This window comes from Acinetobacter sp. ANC_7654 (assembly GCF_056779855.1).
On record NZ_JBWYIR010000006.1, the window covers coordinates 155,280 to 178,976 of the forward strand.

Sequence of the window (23,697 nt, forward strand, 5' to 3'; positions counted from 1 at the left end):
ATTTTAAACAAAATATTTCAAAAAAATTATTTTCGAGAAGCAATTTGCACTTTCAGAGTTATCCACAAACTTATCTATAAGCACTCTAAAAAGTCTCTGTTATGCTTAGCACCCTGTGACGCTGACTACATAACAAAATGGCTGAACATGGAAAAAGTATAGGGAAATTTGAGTGTTAAACTCAGAAAAAAAATTATCAAAATGTCAATATTGATCTACCCTGAAATTTACCGTATCTTGTGTCTTAATTTACATTAAACCACTAAGTCTTGTGTTTACCCTCAAATATCGCGATAGCTCATTTTTTGAGTTTGTATCCGATTCAAATGGTCCATAAGCATAAAAATGATGAGAATGGAGCGACGCTGAAATGAGCGCTAATACAACCCCTGGTCAACTTCAAGTGATTAAACGCACTGGTGATGTTGCCACTTTTGATGCAGATAAAATCTCTGTAGCAATTGGTAAAGCATTTTTGGCTGTTGAAGGTCAACCAAGTGCAGATTCGAGCAGAATTCACGATCGTATTACTCAGCTGACTGAGATGGTGATGAACACGTTTAAGCGTCGTTTACCTTCAGGTGGCACGATTCATATTGAAGAAATTCAAGATCAAGTTGAATTAGCTTTAATGCGCACAGGTGAACAAAAAGTGGCACGTGCATACGTGATCTATCGTGAACAACGTGCTGAAGCGCGTAAAGAGTTAGGTGCTCATCATCACCCTACTCTTCAGATCACAGGTCAAAATGGTCAGCTCCAACCATTAGATTTGAGTCGTTTACAAGCGAAGATTGAAAAAGCTAGCGAAGGCTTAGAAGGCATTGATGTTCAAGCAATCATCGATGAAACTGTAAAAAACCTATACAACGGTGTTAAAGCATCAGACATCTCTACAACGATGATGATGGCGACACGTACACGTATTGAACAAGAACCAAACTATACGTACGTCACTGCACGTTTATTGCGTGATAACTTAGTTGCAACAGGTCTTGAGTTTCTTGGTCTATCTAAAGACACGCTTGAAAATGATGCGCTTGAAACCTTCTTGAAAAAAGGTGTTGAGCTAGAGCTTCTTTCTCCAGAATTATTAAATTTTGATCTTGTAAAATTAGCGGCTGCGATTAAACCTGAACGCTCTAATCAATTTACATATTTAGGCCTTCAAACATTATTTGATCGTTACTTCATCCACTCTGATGGCGTACGTTTCGAATTACCACAATTATTCTTTATGCGTGTTTCTATGGGCTTGTCGCTCAATGAAGACAACCGTGAAGATCGTGCAATCGAATTCTATAACTTACTTTCTAGCTTCGATTACATGGCATCTACGCCGACTCTATTTAACTCAGGTACATTACGTCCTCAGTTATCAAGCTGTTATTTAACAACGATTGATGACGACTTGTTCGATATTTATGGCGCTATGCGTGATAACGCAATGTTGTCTAAATGGGCAGGCGGTTTAGGTAATGACTGGACACCAGTTCGTGCCTTGAACTCATACATCAAAGGTACTAACGGTAAATCGCAAGGTGTTGTTCCATTCCTTAAAGTAGCGAACGATACAGCTGTTGCAGTTAACCAAGGTGGTAAGCGTAAAGGTGCGGTATGTGCATATCTTGAAACTTGGCACTTGGATATCGAAGAATTCCTAGAGCTTCGTAAAAACACGGGTGATGACCGCCGTCGTACACACGATATGAACACTGCAAACTGGGTTCCAGATTTGTTCATGCAACGTGTATTTGAAGATGCTGAATGGACACTATTCACCCCGTCTGAAACACCAGATCTTCACGATTTAACGGGTGCTGAATTCGCAGAACGTTATGCTTACTACGAAAGCATTGCGAAAGAAACAGACATGCTTCATAAGAAAGTCCGTGCGAAAGACTTATGGCGCAAAATGTTATCAATGTTATTTGAAACAGGTCACCCGTGGATCACATTTAAAGACGTATGTAACTTACGTTCACCGCAACAACACGTAGGTGTGGTGCACTCTTCTAACTTGTGTACTGAAATTACGTTGAACACAAGCAAGGATGAAATTGCGGTATGTAACTTAGGTTCAATCAACCTTGTTCAACACGTTCAAGGTGGTCAATTAGACCGTGAGAAACTTGCTCGCACGATTAAAACTGCAGTTCGTATGCTCGATAACGTCATCGACATTAACTACTATGCAGTTCCACAAGCGCGTAATTCAAACTTGAAACACCGTCCAGTGGGTATGGGTATCATGGGCTTCCAAGATGCACTATACGAAATGAAGATTGCTTACGGTTCTGATGCTGCGGTTGAGTTTGCAGATGAGTCTATGGAAGTGATTTCTTACTACGCGATTCAAACTTCAAGCGATTTGGCGGTTGAACGTGGTACGTATGAAACATTTAAAGGCTCATTGTGGGATCAAGGTATTTTACCAATTGACTCTCTTGAGCTCGTTGCGAAATCTCGCCCAGAACGTATGTTTGAAGTCGATCGTACACAACGTTTGGATTGGGACACGTTACGTGCCAAAGTCCAAAAAGATGGTATGCGTAACTCGAATGTGATGGCCATTGCACCAACTGCAACCATTTCAAATATTTGTGGTGTATCTCAATCTATTGAGCCAACATTCCAAAACTTATATGTGAAATCGAACTTGTCTGGTGAGTTCACTGTCATCAACCCTTACCTCGTTCGTGCATTAAAAGAACGTGGTCTTTGGGATTCTGTGATGGTCAATGATCTAAAACATTTCGAAGGTTCAGTACAAAAAATTGCGCGTATTCCTGAAGAGTTAAAAGCAATTTTCGCGACAGCATTTGAAGTTGAAGCACGCTGGATTGTTGATGCTGCATCACGTCGTCAAAAATGGATCGACCAAGCACAATCTCTTAACCTTTACATCTCTGGTGCAAACGGTAAGAAATTGGACATCACATATAAGATGGCATGGTTACGTGGTCTTAAGACGACTTATTACCTTCGTGCATTAGGTGCGACATCTGCTGAGAAATCTACGATTAACACAGGTGCATTAAACGCAGTTAAACCTGCGACAGTTGCAGCACCAGTAGCAGCAGTTGCTCAAGAAGCTAAACCTGAAGCAGCAGCGTCAGAAGAAGGCTTCGAACAAGCAGCGCCAGTGCCAATGGCATGTTCAATTGACAATCCTGATTGCGAGGCTTGTCAGTAATCTGACAGTTTTTAAATCCTCCCCGACCCTTTTAATAAAGGAGGGAGATTCCTCGAAGCAAATGGCGGGATACATGTCCCCCTTTGCAAAAGGGGGACTTAGGGGGATTAAAAAAATTTAGGCAATAAAAAAGCCCTCTACAGGCCGATCAAAACTCGTAGAAGGCTTTTCAATCTCGATGTGATATCAAAATGGTCACAAAGAGGCTGGCATACCAATGCGAGATAGATTGTAGCACTGAAAACTATCTCGAGCCAGTACAAGTCATTTTCTTTGAGAAAGGAGGAATAGACTATGTCTAAGCGCGTGATTTATAAAAGTGCCATTGATGGTCGCTTCGTGACTAAAGCTTATGCTTTAGCTCATCCAAAAACGACGATTAAACAAATTCTTAAAATCAAGTAATTATTTTGAGAGTTTAACGTGGATTTCTAGATTATTCCGGAAGTCCACTATTTAGAAATGAAGGAAACCACCATGCACCATATGACGCATAACTATATGTTAGGACTTGCTGTATTGGTCTTTGCCTTTATTTTCTTTTACACGCCGATGGTCTATGCATTTTTAGCCATTCGCAAACAACAGAAGCGTAAGCAAAATAAGTAGTGCGGAAATTCAATCTACTCAAACGAACAAATTGAGTACATTCATCGGCAAAACTTAATTTTGCTTACACAATATAAGCGTATAGTAGGATGTCTCACGTTGAGATGTCTGAATAAAAAGATATAAGCAACGTAGAGAGAATTGATATGTCTATCCTCAGTTGGGACGATTTCGAAGATGATGAACCGAAACAAACTGCACAAGCACAGCAGTCTGCGCCCATCGAACCGCAAAAAGCGCCTAATCCACAAGTGGTATCTGATGCACGCAACGAACCGACGCGTGTGGCAGCTGCACAACCCGCTCGAACCAGTTCAAACGGAACAACAAATTCAGCCGATCCGTTGGCAAGAGCATCTAACGCCTTAGAACATTTGGACGTTGCTCCAGGTCTTGAAGAGTTAGAAATGGGCGCTCAACGTGTTCAAGTTGATGATAAAGCAATGATCAACTGTCGCGCTGACTTGAACCAACTTGTTCCATTCAAATACGAATGGGCTTGGCAAAAATATCTCGATGGTTGTGCAAACCACTGGATGCCACAAGAAGTTAACATGAACCACGATATCGCACTTTGGAAGTCAGAAGATGGCTTAACTGAAGATGAGCGTACCATCGTGATGCGTTCTTTAGGCTTCTTCTCTACTGCCGATTCGTTGGTTGCAAATAATTTGGTTCTTGCGATTTACCGACACATTACTAACCCTGAATGCCGTCAGTACATCTTGCGTCAATCATTTGAAGAAGCGATTCACACGCATGCTTACCAATACTGCATCGAATCTTTAGGTATGGATGAAGGCGAAGTCTTCAACATGTACCGCGAAGTTCCATCAGTTGCGCGTAAAGCTGCATGGGGCTTGAAGTACACTCAAGAATTAAGTGATCCAACATTCAAAACAGGCACACCTGAAACAGATCAAATCTTGCTTCGCAACTTGATCGCATTCTACTGTGTTCTTGAAGGTATTTTCTTCTACTGTGGTTTCTCTCAAATCTTGTCAATGGGTCGTCGTAACAAGATGAATGGTGTTGCTGAGCAATTCCAGTACATCTTACGTGATGAGTCAATGCACTTGAACTTTGGTATCGATATGATTAACCAAATCAAGATTGAGAACCCACATTTGTGGACTGCTGAGTTCCAAGAAGAAATCATTCAAATGATTCTTGAAGGTACGATGCTTGAAATCGAATATGCACGTGACACAATGCCACGCGGTGTATTAGGTATGAATGCTGCAATGATGGAAGAATACTTGAAGTTCATCGCAAATCGTCGTTTAGCTCAATTAGGTTTACCTGAGCAATTTGCTGGTGTGAACAATCCATTCCAGTGGATGTCAGAAATGATGGACTTACGTAAAGAGAAGAATTTCTTCGAAACTCGCGTAACAGACTATCAAACTGGTGGTGCGTTAAGCTGGTAATAGATCACGTTCGTCACGCGACACATAAGTTGTCATTTGCGACACATAAAATGTCATTGCGCGACACATAAGTTGTCATTGAGAAACCGCCATTCATGGCGGTTTTTTCTTTAATCTAAATTGAATTTTGGTAACATGCGTTAAATGACAGTTGATGTGAGATTTTTGACACATGTTTCGAGACTGTTACATTAACAAAAAAAATAGAGCCTTGAGGCTCTATTTTTTTATTTTATGGGAGGACTTAATTTTCGGCTGCCTAATATCTCAAAACCTTCAGGTAAGGGTTTAAATTTATCTCCTTCTTGAGTCCATCGCTTAAAGCGACTCTGAAATGCCCTTAATTCCTTAATATCCAAAGTTGCAGTCACAACAAAATCATTTTCCCCCCCTCTTACTCGAGCTAAATCACGATTATAGGATTGTTTGGCCGGCACTCTAATTCTACTATCACCATAAGTTCGATTATTAACTAGAATAGTATAAGCATGCACATCAAGAGCTGAAGATTCAATTAATGTTGAAAAGGTCTCTAAATCTTGATTCCAACTTAATATAGTCAAAGCATCAACATTACCTTGGAAGGCTATTCTTGCTTTACTATTTTGTAATTCAGAACACACCATAACACCAAAATGAAAATTATTATGAATATATACGGGTTTTAATGACCTATAAATACTCTTAATATTCTTTGGCTTTGTAATGTCATAATCCCATTCTTTACCATATATACTTATAAGATCTTTATCTTCGCCCACAGCTGGTTCAATTTTTGGCTGCCAAATCTTTGAAAATGTACAATAACCCAGACGGTTATCCGTCAAAATTAATACAGCTTCACTTATAAGTTTATTATCACTTGTATGGCGATATTCTGTTCCGGCTATAATACTAATTCCTAAAGAACATATCCTAGATGCTATACTATCAACCCATTCTAACGGAATTGATAATTCTGGGAATATAACGTAATCAGGTCTTGGTTTTAACCTTAAAATATCATTCACTAAATCAGATATTCTTTGATACCGTTCCAAGCTTAAATTAGGTTTCTTAGCAGCAGAACCAGCCCAATCTTTTTGTGAAGTTTTTAGATTAGTTAATGCAACTATTACCTTATCTTTGTTCTCTGTTCCTATCCTTATAAATTTTCTAGGCTTTTTAGATTTTGTCTTACTGTCATTTTGTTTATCATTTTCAACTGCTAATAAGGTTGGTTTTATCCAAACACCTCGCACAGCTTGAGTATAGTTAGCCCAAACCAAGGTGGGTCGTATCAAAGACCTCTTATTTTCATTAGTTAAGAGTCCTACACACTCAGGTGCTAACTCAGAGATTTCTAACGGTGTATAGGGTCTTGTTGGAAATAAATAAGGCATGTAGTCTTCATAAGAATATTTACTATGTTCGACATGCTTAAGTCTTTTTTTAGCAGAAGATTTGAGAAATTCTTTTAAAGATTCAAAATTTATTAAATCAAACTTATTAAATAATCTTTTAATATCTTTATTTTTTTCATTTAAAGCATTTTCAAACAAACTGTCGACTTCTTTGAAATTCAAAATCTCCTTATAAGCTATTTTTGCTAAATCAGCTTTAGCAACAAGTGGAGCATTTTTGTAAAATTCAGTAACACTAATATCTGTTCTTAATAAATTATTAAGGGAATCTATACTGTCGAATAGATGGTTGAAGAATAATTTTTCGATAGCACGTTGATTAGTTTCTTGTTCTTTAAGTAGTTGCCTAGGATCAAAATATTTTGTAGCGGCATCAATGAATAATAAAGTTAATGAACCACTAACATACTGCCATATTTCTTCACGAAGCTGACATTTAGCTCCATTCAACTCTCCCGAGTGTTTAAGAGTACGCTCTTTAAGAATATCTAAAGATTGATAAGACTTTATTACTATTTTTTTTGCTTGATGCCACTCATTTAAACTTATAGCGAATCCTAAAAGTCGAGGTAAATAAGTAAAATGATCAAAAATACTATCAGCTCTCAGAATATGATTATGAGCAAATTGATAGAATTCCTCACGTTGCTCTTTCCATACCTTTGCGGGTAAATCTCTAGCTAAAGTTTCGACATGCCGTAATTGTAAAGACCAGCTAAGCCTTCTAATTGTTAAACCATCAGCTCGGCGTAATGTATCTGCATTTTCTCCAACGCTTCCGGCAGCTGATAAAACTTTTGCTGCAGTTGACTTATCTAATTGATCAGGAGAAGGCATTAAACGATGTTCACTGGAAAGCTCATAAATATCTTTTTCAATACTATCCAGAAGATCTAAGCCCATTTGGCCTTCTAAAATAAACAGCTTTTGCTTATTTGATTGCAAACGAATTCTAGTTTTATCTTTTTTATAATATGGTTGTTTAATGGACCAGTTTACAGATTCTTTTTCATCTTGTATTAATATTTCTTTCCCGATACGATCTTGCATGAAGACCATCAAATCTTCACTATTTTTAATATTTCCAGTGTCTTTTAGCACTAAAAACATATCATCTACATAACGACCATAATGTATAGGTGTCAATTTTTCATTTAAAAGCTTATCCCAGTTATGAAGGATCATATTAGATATGATTCTACTCGCTGTTAAACCAATCGCTAAGCCCCCAGCTATTCCATCACATTTGTCTGAAACTTTTTTCGAAAATTCAATTGAGCCTTGTGCCCATTCATCCAAAAACTCACCTAATTGCTTAGTAAATAAAAGTTCCTCTTTAGTGAGTGTAATACCAAAACAATTATGGAGCTTTTTATACATAATTACTTTAGGATCAATATAATGGTAATAACTCTTCAAATCTAAAGAAACTGCAATTACACTGTTATCTTTTACAAGCTCATCTCGAATAGCTATTAACCCATCATTACGCCATTTTTGATATGGTTGAAAATAAGGTAAAAAAGATCCAATAGCACTAATATGAAAAGGTCGATATACCCCTAGAGATGAATTTTCATCACTATTTATTCGTTTAAGTCTTGCACCATAACAAGACTCTGTTAAACGCTCATCAAACTTCTCTCCAATCATATTAATCCATAGAGCAGATATAATATGAGTATCTACTGGAAAATCACCTATAATTCGAAATGAAGGCTCTACTTTATTATCAGAAAAAAGATTAGCTAAAATTTTTTCTGGATTTGAAAAATGTACATGACCAGAATAGTTTAAACCTTCATTTCTTTCTATTTTTAATTTTTTAGGTACAACTCTATATTCTCCTAAGCTTTTTAAGTCAGGTTTAAATCCTCTATTTTTTTTAAGTTTATTTAGTAATTTATTCAAATTATCTAATAGGTTTTGCTCATATTTTGCAAATTTAACGGCAGTTGGGAATGTATTCTCAAAGAAGCAATCTGCTTTAGCTTTCCTATAGGCTACCAATAGATCTGTAATATCTAAATTATCCCAACCTGTAAACTCAACTTTATATGACATACTCAACTCACAATAAACTTAAAAAAATTTTCATTATTAAGATCTGAAATCTTTATATTCATCCCAAATGACCACTGTCTTATGAAGATGTTTTTTAGCTTGAAAATACTGATGCACATCAATATGCTCCTCTGAATAACCTTTATAATGTTGATTACGCTCACCCCATAATATCCAAATAAAAGTTTGATCGGTATCATTTAGATATTTTTCAAAGAGATCTTTTCTTAGATAAGATACGGAACCTTTTAGATTATTAGTTTTCGAGGTTAAATTTCTAAATATTGAGGCTACTCCATTATCATCGTATAAATCAGGTTCACCATTCTGATATTTTAAATTTAGGCTCTGACAAATTTCAGCATTAGGGAATACGATTCCACCAGCTTGATTTAATGAACTATGATAAGACTCCCATTCATAGGATTGAACAGGAACTTCAACCAGAGGACTTAATTCATCCCATTCATTGAACTTAACTTTACTACTTTCTTTTTCAACTAGCGTGAAATGTATATTACTTAATACCATCTCACCAGCATAGGTGTAGTGATACTCTGGGACTCTTGGAAGTGCATTATTTCCAAGATAATCTTTTTCATCTACAAATTGTTTAATTGCTTTGAGTTGGGTATTAGTAATAAAGAATCCCCTAATGAATGTAAATATTTGACGGTAATCTGATAGGGCATTTTCCTCAATAAAACCATCTAAGAGTATCCATGTTTGATCTCCCACTAACTTTTTAGTTTGCAAAATTCCCTTATAATCGGGAATAGGACCATTTAAAATCCAATTGCCAATATCTTGAGGACTATTAACGAATAAATCCTTAAGTTCTGGTTCCCAAGCTTTGTTATTTAGAGGAAACGATGGGTCTATACTTACATCACTACATCGCTCTTTCTCTCTCCAAGCATCTAAAAGCCCTCTATCTGCCTTCCATCCATACATTTCATAGAAAGCTATCCAACTATATTTTTTTCCATACCTATCTATTTTTTCATCACGGTTGTAATAAGAACTCGAACTTATAGTGCGATCGATCTCTTGGAATTTTTCAGGATTATATCCAAGCTGAATCATTCTTTTCAAAATAGTTCTTCGTGTTTGAATATAATCAGGATGTGAATCGTCATAATTAGCTCTATCAGTAGTGAGCCTTCCAATAGTGTAATTATTAAAGTCCATACGAAGAGCTGCTTTCCTGACTTCAATTATTCTCTCTTCACTTACATCAAGAAGACCCTCGAACAGATTTGGTAAATGTTCATAAGGTTTTTGACAATAATCAAGATACTCTTCACAAACAAAGCTCTGATTTATTTTTAAAGCATAATTAATAATACCTAAGTAATACTCTCTAAGAAGAGTATGTGTAGTAGGGTGTTTTGCATTAGGTATAAAACAATTTTCTATAATTTGTTGGGCGAAACCACAAACATTACTATTTATTTTTTCTGCATCATTAAAATCAGCACTCAAAATAGCTCCATACGCTGCAGCAAAAGTCCTTTCTGGCACATATGGATCTGTAATATCTAATGAGTTAATTGCCATCTCAAAGAATGTTGTTGGATCTTTTTTAGCATATATAGAAAGTACTTTTGTTGCTTGATCTCTTAGATCTCTGTGGTTAGTTGTTAATAACCATTGGACCCAAATAGCTCGACCTTTTTCATTAGAACCAATTTGTATTTCAGACCATCTTTTTTCAAGGACCTCTAAGTCATTTTTAAGTTCTCTAGAATTCTTTCTTATCCATTCAGACCATGTTAAATCACGGTATGTATTGCTCATATTTCTTAAAGATTTATCTAAGAAATTTGCATCAAATGGATGAGCATATGCAGAACGAGTAGTTTTCAGCTTTGCAAATGCTTTAGAAGCAAATTGCTCTGAGGATAATAAATAGGTCTGAAATTGCTCTATAGTTTCTCTATTAATAAGAGCCGCTTGCTCTTGGGTAATTTTTAAAAGAGCCTGCTCTCTGTAATCACCATCCAACAATTGCCAAAATTGTTTTCTAGAATTAGATTTAGGATATAAGCCAACCAATGAGTTAAAAACATCATAAGCTAAAGTATTTGAATGTGATTGGTTATACTGAATTTTATTACTATTTTGCGTTATCCAACTATTAAAATCACCTTTCAATAAGTATTCAGCTATTTTAAAGCCCGCCATTAGATCATAAGTAAAACCAATCTCTTGCCCACCACTCTGCGATCTATATCTTAATAGAACACCTTCAGATTCAAGACTTTTTATTAAACTACTCCCCCAATCCACAATATCATTAGCAATTCTACGAGCCTGTCTAAACTCTAAAGTTCTACAATTTTCTTTCCATAACACTTCAGCAATATTCAATAAAGCATCTTCAATATCCTCATGGTATAGCCTTTGATTTGATGAAGATAAAGCCACAATGCGGTCAATTGCATTTTTAAAATATTTCTCAAATATAGCAACTTGAGAACGAGGTAATGCTTCTACACCTACAATTATTCGTCTTTCTGAATTTGCTGCTTCACAGTAAAGTCTTAATGTTAAAGGATGGGTAAGCAACTCGATTGGTATATCTGCATCTAAAGCATCTATTTTGTAATATTCAAAATAACTATGTATCGCCTCAATTGGATTATCCTCAAATCCATTCAACTTAAGAACTGGAATGTTTTCAGGGATACAATCTTGATGAAACTCTCCTCTCAAAGTTAGCACTAGTAATACATTTGGATAGTTGTCTAATAATGTATTTGCTTTAGCTACTTCATTTCTCCAATTCCTTGGGTCTTCAGATTCACTCAGACCATCAATTACGATTGGAATACGTTTACAAAGGCGTTGACCAGCTGCATCTACTGCTTCTAAAAGATCCTCAAATGTATTAACAGATCGTCCGTATATCTTAAAACTTTTAACTAAATCATCTAAATTTTCGCCTGCATTTAAATCTTTTCCTAGAAAAAGCACTCCAGCATTTAAGCCTTCTCTTGGTCTGCATATATCTAAAGCAAGATCAGTTTTACCATCACCTGCCTTACCTACAACAGCAAGTATCTTAGAGTTTAAGGCATTCTTTACCTTTTTTATTTCTTGTGAAAAAGCATAAAAATCTGCTAATAAGTTTGCTGCAAACATAGCAGTATGGCTTCTGTTAGCTCGTAATCGAGCTATCGTTTTCCTATATTTAGACCAATCACAACTTAAATCTTCAACCAAAAGCTCTTTTGCTTTTTCAAAATTTCCTACAGCCAACTCTGAAAATAAAGAATTTAAAAAACTACTCAACTTTTCCCCATCAGCTATAAAATCGGGCAAGGTTGTTTTGACATAGCTATCCTCAAGATTAACTGCATCTTTGACCATTTTTAAATTATTATTTATAGATTTCTCAAGGCTATCTAGTGAGTCCCAAGAAGAGTGTCTTCCTAAACATTTTTCAATTATCTTTTCAGCTTTAACCGTTTGATGCACTTCAGGTTGAAACTTCTTACTATGAGTAGATGCTATGATTTGATAATGTTGATTTAACACTTGTTCATCAATTACCAACTCACCAAAATAAGCCTCTCGCAAAGCTAATGCTGGGCCAACCAATAAACTCTCAATGTCATCACAAGTTTGAAGATGGAGTTTAAAGGGATAATTAGCTTGCAAACCATAAAACCACTCTTGATCGCCCTCTGTAAGAATATATTTAGTCCATAAAACCCAATCCGTTAAATGAGGTAAATATTTCTTAGACTTATTAAGTCCATCAATGATTTTATCTTTTCTAGTTGTTCCTATTGCTCGTGCTCTAGGCAAGTCATACCATTTACATTGCCATCCATACCATCGTGTAGAGTCTCCCAAAGCAGATTCTTGGTCTAACTTTAAATGGAACTCGACCCCGGCTTGATTAGCAAGCTCTTTAAAAGAACCATATTGACCATAGTGTCTTCTTATTAATGATCTACAAAGCTTTTCAAAATTTACGTCAGCTGCACCAGATAAGTTTTCAAATTTACTCCAATCAAGTTGAGACATTTTATCTTACTCTCCAGGATTCTCAGGATAAAAATGCTTTGAGTAAACTTCTACTTTAGCACCAGCCTCTACAAATATTTTAATAAATGCAGATATATCACTCTCATCTGTCTCAAACGTTAATTTATTACCATCTCGCTCTAGATAATACTCAGAATTAAACTGCTCGATTTCAAAAGGTGATAAAGAATGAATGCGTAATTCTTGGAGAGTTTTTAGTACCTCTTTAGAAAATCTGTGATCTTGTGGAGGTTCATTAGATAAATAATAGCCCTCTTGCCCTGAAACTTGTCTTAACTTTTCGACTAACTTTTCTATATTTTCAGCATCTTTTACTTGAACAAAAGAACCTATTAAGACTAAATTCATTGAATGCTCTGAACCATAACTATTCCAAATTTTCATACTTCCCCCTTATTTATATTCTTTTAATGACTGAAGTGCCTCTAGAACACTTTTTCCACCAATCTCCTGACCAATATTTGAATATGAACTACTTTTAAGAAAGCCTAGAGCATCTATATGAGCATAAGCATTAAGCCCAGTTTCCATCAAAAGTGGATTGCATATAAAATTTGATTCAAGCCCAACATCACTTATAGTTAAACGAGTTTCCCCACCATAACCTTCTATCCACTTCTTCAGCTGTTCATAAGCATCTTTTGATAAACCTTTGACATTTTCGGTAGCTTGCTGAGGTAAAAGTAAAACTTCGGATATATCAAATTTCTCTGCAATTGCAGTAACCTGATCAAGTTCCAATATAGTTGAATCATTAATTACAACATTGAAACCCAACGAGGTGATTTGTCTTGCTCTTTCAATGCGTTCTATTAATTTATCAAATTTTCGACCACGAAATTTCTCATAAGTGGTTCCAACACCATCTATACTTATTCTTATGAAATGTACGTTTCCTTCAAGATGAGACAATAAGGTATCCGTTAAACGATGCCCATGTGTTGTAAAGGTCACAGCCAAATCTGTTTCATTCGCTGTATATTCACAAATTTTTGAAAAATCGGGATATAAAGTAGGTTCACCTCCACCAAAGCCAATACCAAGAGTACCCAATTGATCTAGCTCTTTAATCCATTTTTTTAAGCTTTCAAATTCAAGACTAGCTTTATTTTTTGGCACATAACAAAACTCACAATGCAAATTACAAATATTAGTAAGTGCTATAGAAACCTGTCTTGGGGCTAGAGACCATTCAGATTTAGGTAGAAGACATTCGTCTATTAGAATATTGTTGCCAGTAGTTCGGTCAAAAAAATGTATCCCATCAGGCCCAATTCTTTTTTTCATTTTAAATTTATAAAGTCATTAAGATAAAAGTATTCTAGCTTCAATTGTTAAGTTGACTAATAAATTCTATAGTTTTTTTATCTAAAGCATTAAGCCAATCTATTAATTCAATTACATCTATACGTCTTTCTAAAATTTCTACTTTAGATACATAAGACTGCGGCTTTACCAAACGACGCGCAAGCTCGACCTGAGTCACATTTTTTGACTCACGAAGTTCTATAAGTTTCTTAATAAGGTCTTGATACCTAGGGTCGTGTATTGAGCGCATGGCTCAATATCAGTTACAATTCAAAATATCCCAAAATAGGATATTTTAATTTAACCCTATCTGTTTATTGATGTTTTTATTTTGGATAATGATTGAACGATAGTTGAGGAACTCAATGTGAAGCAAAAATTTTCTGTAACTCAAATCAACAGCATTGTTAAAAAACATTTAGCAGGTGCCACTATCGAACAGGTTTGTCAGGAATATCAAATTAGTGTGGCAACATTCTATCGCTGGAAAGCAAACTATCTAGACATAAGTGAGCAAATTCTCACTCGTTTAGATAAACTAGAACAGGAAAATCTAGTTTTAAAACAAATGTATGCAGAAGAAAAACTTTCTAAACGATTAGATGCATGAATTAAGTATCATAGTAAGACTTACCATCCAAAGACTCTATACGAGTCTTTGAGGATCCAACCCTATTTTTACCATTATTATTCTCTTCCAAATGTTGAGAAGCAACTTTTAAATCATTAGACCAATAGTTATCTCTGAAAGCTCGCCAAAAAACAACCATATCGAGCCTTATATTCGGTGCTAAAAAAACATGATGTTTAAAAGTAGAATCAATAAAGTCAAATAGGTCTGGATGTACTTTAAAATACAATGGATGCGCTGCGATCTTAGGTGTCAGCCCGAAGTATAAATTTAAAGCTAACTGTCTTAAGTCTGGTGAACACAAGTGTGTCGATTCATATAGCATCAGAATCGCAACAACTAAGCAGTCTACTTCACCTCTATTGATTAGAACTTCAACAATCTCATCGTTAAATGGTCTTCTTTTTAAACCAAAATTTTCAACAGCTCTAACCAATAAAAAGTAAATTTCAGGTTTCATTAAACCAATATATTGATCAATTTTTTCATAGGTCATCCCATCTTGGACTAGAACATCCCAAAGAACATGGTTATATAAATCTCTTGATCCAGGGAATTTTTGATTTACAAAATCAATATATTCAGGTTTAGGTGAATGAAGTCCATTTTGGTATTTATCCCAACGATATAATTTTTCTAATGGTTCTATAGGTTTGTCTCTCAGAATTAGCTCGACTGAATATGTTGAAGCATCCACCGATTGTTTAATGTATTCAACCCAAACCCTTGTCTTCAGACTTTCTATCGGATGCCTAAGCTTGCGACCTCTTTTTTTTGGTTCAGTCATTATTATCTCTGTCAACACTGCAAGAAATTCAGCTATTTCGTGCAGTGTTGTAACACATATATGAGGGGCTAATATAGTGACAGTGCGCTACTAAGAATTATCAACATGCGAATTGAAAATCAAAGAGACGAAAAAGTTATTGAATTAAAAGAAAGATATGGAGAATTGATAGGAGGTTACGATTTAGCAAAATTAATGGGCTATAGATCAACTGCTTCATTTAGGCAAGCACTTTCTAGAAATCAAATATCAATACCTATTTTCTCAATTGAGAATCGTAAAGGAAAATTTGCCTACACAAGCGATGTAGCTAAGTGGCTTAAAGATTTAAATCATAAGGAAAAACTATGAAAATTATATAATTGCAATAAAAAACGGACCCTAAAAGGATCCGTTGGTGGCTCTATACAAAAAGTACAAAGACGTGGTAATCAAAGTATCTTCCGTATTCAGTCACCAGTCAAGCCTTGTAGCTTAATTTTAAGCAACAAGTAATTTCACTCACCCTAAATTTAGGGTGCTCCGAAATACTGGATACACATTTATGTACCTTAACCTAAACTATGAGCAGACAAAATCTGAACATTATATTTTCGAACAAATAAAAACGGCCTTTGCAACTGAGCCAAATATTGCAGCAACCATTCATGGACAACGTAAAATTTTCCAAGGCTGCTATGGACGTAGAACTGCCCTATTCCCAAGTAAAAAATGCAGTGGTGCTATTCCTACAGAAAGTCGCCTAGAGCTAGCTCATGCTATCTGCCTAGAAAGAACCCCCTGTGTAATCAACTATAGATCCCAAGCTTTAAAAATTAAACTCTCCCATGAACAATACTCCTATCCAGATTTTCTAATTCAAACGAGTGATGGCTGCTATGAAGTACATGAGGTAAAACCATCAATAGCATCATTAGCTTTAGATGAATATGTCCGTTTTGATCGTCTTGCGACATTACTCACTTCAGTTGGAATTACATTCAAACTCATCGATCAAACTGAACTTCCTACAGAAAAACATCTTCAGCAACTTCTTTACTGGTATCAAAGAGGGCATCGTTTTGATTGGAGCAAATTTGAAATTGAATACGCTTTAGACCATTTAAAAACTAAGCAACCTTCAAGTCCAATTCAAGTCTACAAAGAACTTCAATCTATCGGTTTTAAACAAGAACTAGGGGATTACCTTTTTTTCCACAATAAATTTACAGAATTTCCCCCTAAATATAATCATCAAGGAATATTTTAATATGGAAACTCCTCTTTTTATCCCTCAATCAGGATATCGCTTTTATTTTGCAGAGCATCCAGATTATATTTTTGAAATAGCATCAATTGCATTAAACACAATTCGTTATGCCGCAATAATAGGAGGAAAAATATGCACCCTGGATCTAAATGAATTTGAAAATCGCTATAAATCTGGTGAAATCATTTGTAGTTTTGCACCTGAGAAGCTTGTTCTAAATCCTCAATGTAGTCAGGATATCCATAGAAAGGAACGTTATGTTTTATCTGCACTTCAGCAGTTAGAATACCCTACAAGCCTTAACCAACTCTCACCATTTATTCAAGAAATTGCGACTTTGATAGATGATAAATCTCCTCCTTCGCCTAGAACAGTTGCAAGATGGATTTTTAAATACAAAAGTTATTCTCATAATAAACTTTTTCTAAAAAACGAACGTAAGGGTAATAACTCATTACGTTTTAGCCCTGAAATTTATCAGATTATCAATCAAACCATAGAGGAAGTTTATCTAAAGCCCGAATTTCGAACGAGTAAAGATGTTCATGCAACCATGTTAGGTAAATTAGTAGAAAAAGGAATTTCTTTAGATCAATTACCTAGCCGCAGATGCATACAAAGGTATATTAAAAAGCTTGACCCATATCTAATCGTAAAAGCTAAGAATGGAAATCGAACTGCAAAAAAAACTTTTCAAGCTTCAGGTAGAGGTCTTCTTAGTCCTTTTGCTTTATATATGGTTGAAATTGATACGCACTATCTTGATGTTATTGTGATAGATCCAAAAACAAATGTCGCTCTTGGTCGCCCTTTTTTAGCTTGTGCAATTGATACACATACTCGGGCAATTGTAGGCACTTATATAAGTATGTATCCACCGAGTGCAACAACAACGCTAGCAGTCATCAAAGATATGATCACTCGACCGAATCAAAATTTACCAGGCGGTATTCCGAGCATTATCATTCCAGATAACGGAGTGGAATTTAAAAATAATTCCCTGGCAAGAGTCTGTGATCAGTTAAAAATTACTTTAACACCTTCTCAAATTGGTACTCCAAACAACAAGCCTCATATTGAAAGGTTTTTTAGCACCCTTACTCACGGCATTATTCAAAAACTGCCTGGAACAACTTTTTCAAATCCATCAACTAGAGGAAGCTACAATTCCACAAAAAACGTTCAATTTACGATAGAGCAACTTCAAAAATATATCGATATGTGGATCAGTGATGTCTATCATTGCTCAATTCATAGTATGACTGGCCGCTCACCATCTGTTATGTGGCAAGATGCTATTACCGATATTAAACCGAGCGATATTTCTGAAGTTGATGCGAAAATTTTATGTCGAAGACCAATCGAACGTACAATCCATCAGGGCCAAGTTAAAGTTGATGGCTTAAGTTATTTTTCTCATGCCTTAACTACTTTACAAATAAAAGGCATTAAGAAAGTCACCGTACTCATTGATGATCTTGACTTAAATGAAGTTTATATCGTTGATCCAAATGATATGAATACCGTAATACAAGCGAATTCTACCAACCAAGACTACACTTCTGGATTATCAAGGACAATTCATCTAGAGGCTCAAAAAAGAAAAAAACAGCTGTCTGAACAAGATCAACAAAAATTAGGAAAGTTTTCAGACTTATTTGGCCTCTACAAACTTTTACATGAAATTCAATCAGATTTAATTAGAAACAGACCAAAGTTAAAACCAATAAAACTTGAGCTTCCCCTCATACTTCAAAATATCGAAAAGAATTTATCACCTATCGTAGAGATTCACGAGAAACCGAATATTGAAGCCTCTTGTGATAACAAAAAGAATAATTTGAGTTTTGGATCATTTGAGGTGATGAAAAATGGAAAAATTTGATAAATATTTTGAACAAATTAGCTCGATTAATAACATCGTAGTCACTTCAGATGAGTTTATGACAGCCTTTCAAGGAATACAAAATTGTGTAAAGAGAAGCATAGCCTATAAAGAGCCTATAGGAAGCATGCTTCTTGCGAAGGGAGGTTTAGGGAAAACGACTTTGTGTAAAACAATAGTCAGCCAAATGCCTAAATCTACTAAAATTGAAGAAGATCATAAAAAAACAATTATTCCAGCATTTTATGTTGAAGTTCCTTCTCCAGCCACTGTTAAATCACTCGCAATCACAATGCTGCAAGAACTAGGTGATCCAACTTATAACAGTGGTACAACATCCTACTTGACTGACAGATTAAGTTATTTACTCAGTATGTGTGAAACTAAGCTCGTATTTCTAGACGAATTTCATCATTTATTCGAGCGTAAACAATCATATACACGAATGAACGTAACCATAGGAAATTGGCTAAAAACACTTGTTAACCGAACAGGCATCAGTTTTTGCTTAGTCGGTCTTCCAGAATTTGCAGAAATATTACAAGTCGATAGCCAAATTGCCCGAAGATTTCCATTTATCTATACATTAAATCCACTTTACATCGAATCCTCTCAAGGACATGGCACAATTTACGCATTTTTAAGTGAAATTTCTCGTAAAATGGCACAAAAAAATATTTCATTTTCACCACCTCTCGACAATCCACTCATGGGTATGCAAATTTACACGGCTACTAAAGGTTATCACTCTTATATTATTGGTTTAATTAGAGAAAGTATCGTTAATGCATTAAATGAAGGTCGAACCATCATCAATAACCATGATTTTAGTGAGGCATGGAAACTTGGAATTACTGACTATATTTCTAAACTCAACACTGACCCTTTTAAAATGTCATTATCACAATTGACCACTCACGCAAGAAGTCAAATATGAATACAAACAAACGACTTCTTATTGAAGCAACACCTTATCCTGATGAATCAGCTACGAGTTACTTAATAAGAACTGTTGAATTAAATGGTCACACATCAGTCTATCAATTATTTGGCAAAGAAAAATTTAGTTTTTTGACTAAATTAGCACCTAATTACACTTTTTTAGACCAAAAACGCTTTAAATATGTATTAGAAAACTTAAGCCTTAACCCTGATTATATTACCCTCGCCTTTGATCGAAATAAATTAACCAGTAGATCACCCAGAATTTATAGGAATGTGATCATCGATCTTCGTTTGTTCAAAACTAAAGGCCATTCATATTGTCCACAATGCTTAAAGGAACAACCATACTTCAGAAAACTCTGGCTTTTAAGACCTGTATACTCTTGCCCTATACATTCCATTTTACTCTTAGACAGCTGTTACATGTGCGGATATAAGATCAGCTTACAATCAGGCTCTATTGTAAAATGTTCAAAATGCTTAGCAGACTTAAGAGAGGCTCAACAAATTCACTATTCGGAAAATTTTTTAATTCATTGGTTTATCTATATTTTAAATCAAAATTCAAATGAGCTATTTCAAGAATTTACATCTTTTTGGTTTGCATTAGAAAAATTTGCAGCATTAGATGAACCACGCTCAGATAAAGATTACTTAAGAATAGTCTACGAATATTTCGTAGATACTCCCCATTCAATAATCACCATGAGTAATTGGATTAACAATAGAATTCAATTAGCTCATCCAAGAGTTCAACTATTACCATTTTACAAAGAAGATAAAACTGTTAGGTTTAAAGAGAATTATCTCTCAAATATTGAGAATAATTGTATTTCTTATCGACATAATACTAAAAGTAAAAATATCCACTTAACACTCGAAGAGTCAAGGCTTTTACTTGGAATTGGACGACTAAAACTAACAAACCTCCTAGCTTCTAACCGACTAGAATTCGTAGAAAATAATCATGGAAAACAAATTTTATCAAGCACTGATATTGAAATGTTTTTAATAGGAGCAAAGAGTTTAGAAATTGAAAAGCATCCTCTTTCTACCTGTAACAACGCAAATGAATCTTTTACAGTAGATATAAAATTGGCTGCTGAAATACTGAATACAAATTCGGATACGATAAGAAAGTTAGCAAAATCCCATTGGCTCAATTATGATGAAAAAAAGAGCAATTTTCCGTTACAAATTCCTTACCATAAACTAAAAAGTTTTCAAAAAAATTATATCATCGCCTCTACTCTTGCAAAAAAATTGAATGTTAATCGAGGAAATTTTGTTGAAAAAATGATAAGTATTGGAATCAAACCTATTAGTGGTCCTCATATTGATAAACTACCTGTAAATATTTTTTTTAGGGATTCTATTAAATATATTACTAAAGAACACATAGACCAGGTAAAAGAATACTCGACAAAAACTGGTCGAAAAAGAACAAATTTTAAAAGAAAAATGAATGATGATTCTTATTCACTGAATGAAGCATCAGCAATCTTAAAAATTAGTCCCAACCAAGTCATTACGTTAACACACTTAAAGATTTTAGAGCGGGAGAACGAGTTTTTAACCCCTATTAAAATTAAATGTATTTCTCTGAATAAACTAAAAAACTTAATCGAAAGTGAAGACTATATTTCGACTAAGGATGCTTCAGAAAAGCTCAATTGTAGAATGAACTGGTTCAGTCAATATTGGTGTAAAACAGGCTTTTTAGACATTAAGGATTTAACTTATTGGAAACTTGTAAAGAAGAGTCAACTAGATGAAATCATTAAATTAAAAGAAGAGTATTTAACAGGTGCTGAAGCTAGTTCACTCCTTGGAATGCGCCATTCACATATTACAAATTTACAAACTCAAGGACTTATAATCCCTTACTATTTTGGTAAAACTGAAACGAAAATTAGGCTTTTTAAGAAATCTGATATATTGAAATTTATATAAAAAATAGATTAATACATATTTTTTCAAACCCCTTTTAGTTTTTATGTTGGGATCTTCTTACAATTAATAAGGCATCATTAGGCATTTCAACTTTCACTTTTATCATTATATCTTCTGAATTTTGGTCTTTGGTTTTAGTCTTATATTGAATCAATGCATTCTTACCAATCCCTTTTAAGAGTAATTCACTTCTCTTTAACTCTACATATCCACCTTTTTTCTTGCCAATACTTGACTCTGGAAAGAAGTCCTTATATTCAGTTTTGATAAAGATTAAACTGTTCTTCTCATCCTCTCTTACGGAACCTAATACTAGATTAATAAATATATTTTTGGATTTTTCAGCATAGAAAGCATATACAGTACTTGGAACAAATAAAATATAAAGTAGCATCATTAAAAGCTTTATATTTTTTTCGTTACTTGCATTGTCAGCTATTTTGTCGTTATTCCACTTCAGGTTTTCAATGAATTTATCAATGAAAACTTTTAAAAGAAGACTTAAAACTAGCATTAACAATATATTTTTTGAATTTCCACTATAAAATGTTAACGCAAAAGCAAAGCCATAAATATAAAAGATAAATTTAAGAAAATTTTTGCCTAATTTCTCAAAAACTCTTTTTAAATCTAACTTCAAAAAGATTAAATCAATTATTCTTTCAGAAAAGAATTGTCGTAAAGAGAATAGAATAATAAAAAAATTTCTTATAACTTTTAGACAAAATAATAAAACACTCCCGAGCGCATAGTGTGAGGCTAAAAAAAATACATAAATGAATATAAACTTTATTGTAATAAGGAAAAATAGTAGCCCATCTCCTAAAGATAAATCCGTAGGAAAGTAATCGATATGCCAAAAATATAACAGGATCATACATAAGCCAACGCCTATTATAAATTTAGCAATAAACCCACTATTATCAACAATTAGCTTAATTCTCTGAACCAAAAAAAGAGTAAAATTCACTTATCCCCCATTTGTATTTTTCCTTTCAAATCATTTTAATCAATAGAAATCCATGCCAAGATTATTTAGCTTTAGCTATTATTACTTAATATCGGCTTTGTTGCACAAAGATTTGAAAGGCAAAGCGCCCCTAATTGAGCCAAATTTAAGGCGTAACTTGGGTAAGTGGTCGACCTAATTCCGTAGATCTGTTGAGGACTGCTACACGTGCATGAACCTCGTTGACTTGGCTATCAAAGCTCCTTGCACTGAGTTTATCTCCTAATAATTTGATGCAGTGCATCTTAGTCTCAACCAAACTTCGGCGATGATAGCCTGACCATTTTCTCCATAGTGTCCTACCTAAATGTTTAACTGTTCGAATAATTCATTTCGCTTTAGCGAGCTGCTCTTTGTATCTTTCCATGGTTTCGCATTTTTTCGAGGTGGAATCACCGCATGCGCTTGCCGATCTGCAATGGCCTGACGGCATTGCTTGGTGTCATAAGCTCCATCGGTATAAACAGAGTCAATCAGCTCATCTTGTGTAATCTGATCAAGTAAATCACCTAGTACCTGTGAATCACTGATATTATTGGTTGTGAGCTGAATAGCACGTATTTGAAGAGTTTCAGCATCTATAGCAATATGTAGCTTACGCCATTGGCGACGATATTCAGGTCCATGTTTCTTGCGTTTCCATTCGCCCTCACCTAGAAACTTCAAGCCTGTAGAGTCCATGAGTAGATGCAGCCCATAGCTACTTTTTTGGTAGCTGATTGCAATATCAATATACTTTTGTCTTCTACAAAGCTTACTGTAATCTGGCGCTGTCCAATTTAATCCGCAAAGTTTAATCAGACTTTGTACAAAGCCAGTAACCATACGTAAAGACAGACGAAATAAGGATTTAATCATTAAGCAGCATTGGATGGCTGCGTCGGAGTAAGTTTTATTTCGTCCTTGTTTGCCTTTTGATAGAGCATACCATTGCGTAATAGGATCAAACCAAATGGCAATATTTCCACGATTAATGAGTGCTCGGTTATATGCGGGCCAATTGGTTGTGCGGTAGATTTTGTGTGTAGGCTTCTTCATTTGAAAATTATATGGCTGAAGAAGCCCTTAAGAATAGCTTTGTGCAACAAAGCCGATGAAATGTAAGAATCTTCAAAAAGGCTGAGATTAATGAATTAGTATCAGAATAATTTGATAATAACTGGAAGAAC

16 protein-coding genes and 1 pseudogene are annotated in these 23,697 nt (G+C 34.9%); 9 read left to right on the plus strand and 8 right to left on the minus strand.

Features of this window, described 5'->3' with window-relative positions:
• Positions 1-370: 370 nt before the first annotated feature.
• The 3 genes from AC1M86_RS08675 (at position 371) to AC1M86_RS08685 (ending at position 5,235) form a co-directional block, all read left to right on the plus strand.
• Entirely contained in the window at positions 371-3,196 is a 2,826-nt protein-coding gene (locus AC1M86_RS08675; RefSeq protein ID WP_481589064.1) for a ribonucleoside-diphosphate reductase subunit alpha, read from the plus strand.
• Between the two features lie 477 nt (positions 3,197-3,673).
• On the plus strand, positions 3,674-3,805 hold the full coding sequence (locus AC1M86_RS08680) for a preprotein translocase subunit YajC (protein WP_481587302.1): 132 nt from the start codon (positions 3,674-3,676) through the stop codon (positions 3,803-3,805).
• Positions 3,806-3,951: 146 nt separating this feature from the next.
• Positions 3,952-5,235, plus strand: a complete 1,284-nt coding sequence (locus tag AC1M86_RS08685; RefSeq protein WP_035267248.1) for a ribonucleotide-diphosphate reductase subunit beta — start codon at positions 3,952-3,954, stop codon at positions 5,233-5,235.
• Positions 5,236-5,462: 227 nt separating this feature from the next.
• Here the strand turns inward: AC1M86_RS08685 and AC1M86_RS08690 are convergent, their stop codons facing one another.
• The 5 genes from AC1M86_RS08690 to AC1M86_RS08710 are packed head-to-tail and all read right to left on the minus strand — an operon-like array spanning position 5,463 to position 14,319.
• Complete coding sequence (locus tag AC1M86_RS08690) at positions 5,463-8,702, minus strand: RNA-directed DNA polymerase (RefSeq protein ID WP_481607763.1); 3,240 nt, start codon at positions 8,700-8,702, stop codon at positions 5,463-5,465.
• A gap of 36 nt (positions 8,703-8,738) precedes the next feature.
• The gene (locus AC1M86_RS08695; protein ID WP_481607764.1) at positions 8,739-12,740 is read right to left on the minus strand and encodes an NACHT domain-containing protein; all 4,002 of its coding nucleotides are present in this window, start codon (positions 12,738-12,740) and stop codon (positions 8,739-8,741) included.
• 6 nt (positions 12,741-12,746) lie between these two features.
• The gene (locus AC1M86_RS08700; RefSeq protein ID WP_481607765.1) at positions 12,747-13,145 is read right to left on the minus strand and encodes a DUF6375 family protein; all 399 of its coding nucleotides are present in this window, start codon (positions 13,143-13,145) and stop codon (positions 12,747-12,749) included.
• Positions 13,146-13,154: 9 nt separating this feature from the next.
• Complete coding sequence (locus tag AC1M86_RS08705) at positions 13,155-14,048, minus strand: radical SAM protein (protein WP_481607766.1); 894 nt, start codon at positions 14,046-14,048, stop codon at positions 13,155-13,157.
• A 40-nt stretch (positions 14,049-14,088) separates the two neighbouring features.
• On the minus strand, positions 14,089-14,319 hold the full coding sequence (locus tag AC1M86_RS08710; protein ID WP_004638035.1) for a helix-turn-helix domain-containing protein: 231 nt from the start codon (positions 14,317-14,319) through the stop codon (positions 14,089-14,091).
• A 117-nt stretch (positions 14,320-14,436) separates the two neighbouring features.
• On the opposite strand from AC1M86_RS08710, the gene AC1M86_RS08715 reads away from it, so the two are divergent.
• Positions 14,437-14,679 (plus strand): transposase, encoded by a 243-nt coding sequence (locus AC1M86_RS08715; RefSeq protein ID WP_481607767.1) that lies wholly within the window; start codon positions 14,437-14,439, stop codon positions 14,677-14,679.
• A gap of 1 nt (position 14,680) precedes the next feature.
• Here AC1M86_RS08715 and AC1M86_RS08720 read toward each other — a convergent pair whose 3' ends face one another.
• Positions 14,681-15,487 (minus strand): hypothetical protein, encoded by an 807-nt coding sequence (locus tag AC1M86_RS08720; RefSeq protein ID WP_481607768.1) that lies wholly within the window; start codon positions 15,485-15,487, stop codon positions 14,681-14,683.
• A 105-nt stretch (positions 15,488-15,592) separates the two neighbouring features.
• On the opposite strand from AC1M86_RS08720, the gene AC1M86_RS08725 reads away from it, so the two are divergent.
• From AC1M86_RS08725 to AC1M86_RS08745, 5 genes are all read left to right on the plus strand, one after another.
• Complete coding sequence (locus tag AC1M86_RS08725) at positions 15,593-15,838, plus strand: hypothetical protein (protein WP_481607769.1); 246 nt, start codon at positions 15,593-15,595, stop codon at positions 15,836-15,838.
• Between the two features lie 193 nt (positions 15,839-16,031).
• On the plus strand, positions 16,032-16,736 hold the full coding sequence (locus AC1M86_RS08730; RefSeq protein ID WP_481607770.1) for a hypothetical protein: 705 nt from the start codon (positions 16,032-16,034) through the stop codon (positions 16,734-16,736).
• A gap of 1 nt (position 16,737) precedes the next feature.
• Positions 16,738-18,621 (plus strand): Mu transposase C-terminal domain-containing protein, encoded by a 1,884-nt coding sequence (locus tag AC1M86_RS08735; RefSeq protein ID WP_481587310.1) that lies wholly within the window; start codon positions 16,738-16,740, stop codon positions 18,619-18,621.
• Positions 18,608-19,558, plus strand: a complete 951-nt coding sequence (locus AC1M86_RS08740; RefSeq protein WP_481607771.1) for a TniB family NTP-binding protein — start codon at positions 18,608-18,610, stop codon at positions 19,556-19,558. The genes AC1M86_RS08735 and AC1M86_RS08740 overlap by 14 nt, the downstream gene beginning before the upstream one ends.
• Positions 19,555-21,519 carry a TniQ family protein gene (locus AC1M86_RS08745; protein WP_481607772.1) on the plus strand — a complete coding sequence of 655 codons (1,965 nt, stop codon included), beginning with the start codon at positions 19,555-19,557 and terminating at the stop codon, positions 21,517-21,519. The genes AC1M86_RS08740 and AC1M86_RS08745 overlap by 4 nt, the downstream gene beginning before the upstream one ends.
• Positions 21,520-21,553: 34 nt before the next feature.
• Here AC1M86_RS08745 and AC1M86_RS08750 read toward each other — a convergent pair whose 3' ends face one another.
• Entirely contained in the window at positions 21,554-22,489 is a 936-nt protein-coding gene (locus AC1M86_RS08750) for a hypothetical protein (RefSeq protein WP_481607773.1), read from the minus strand.
• A 145-nt stretch (positions 22,490-22,634) separates the two neighbouring features.
• A pseudogene (locus AC1M86_RS08755) lies at positions 22,635-23,566 on the minus strand (IS5 family transposase).
• Between the last annotated feature and the right edge of the window lie 131 nt (positions 23,567-23,697).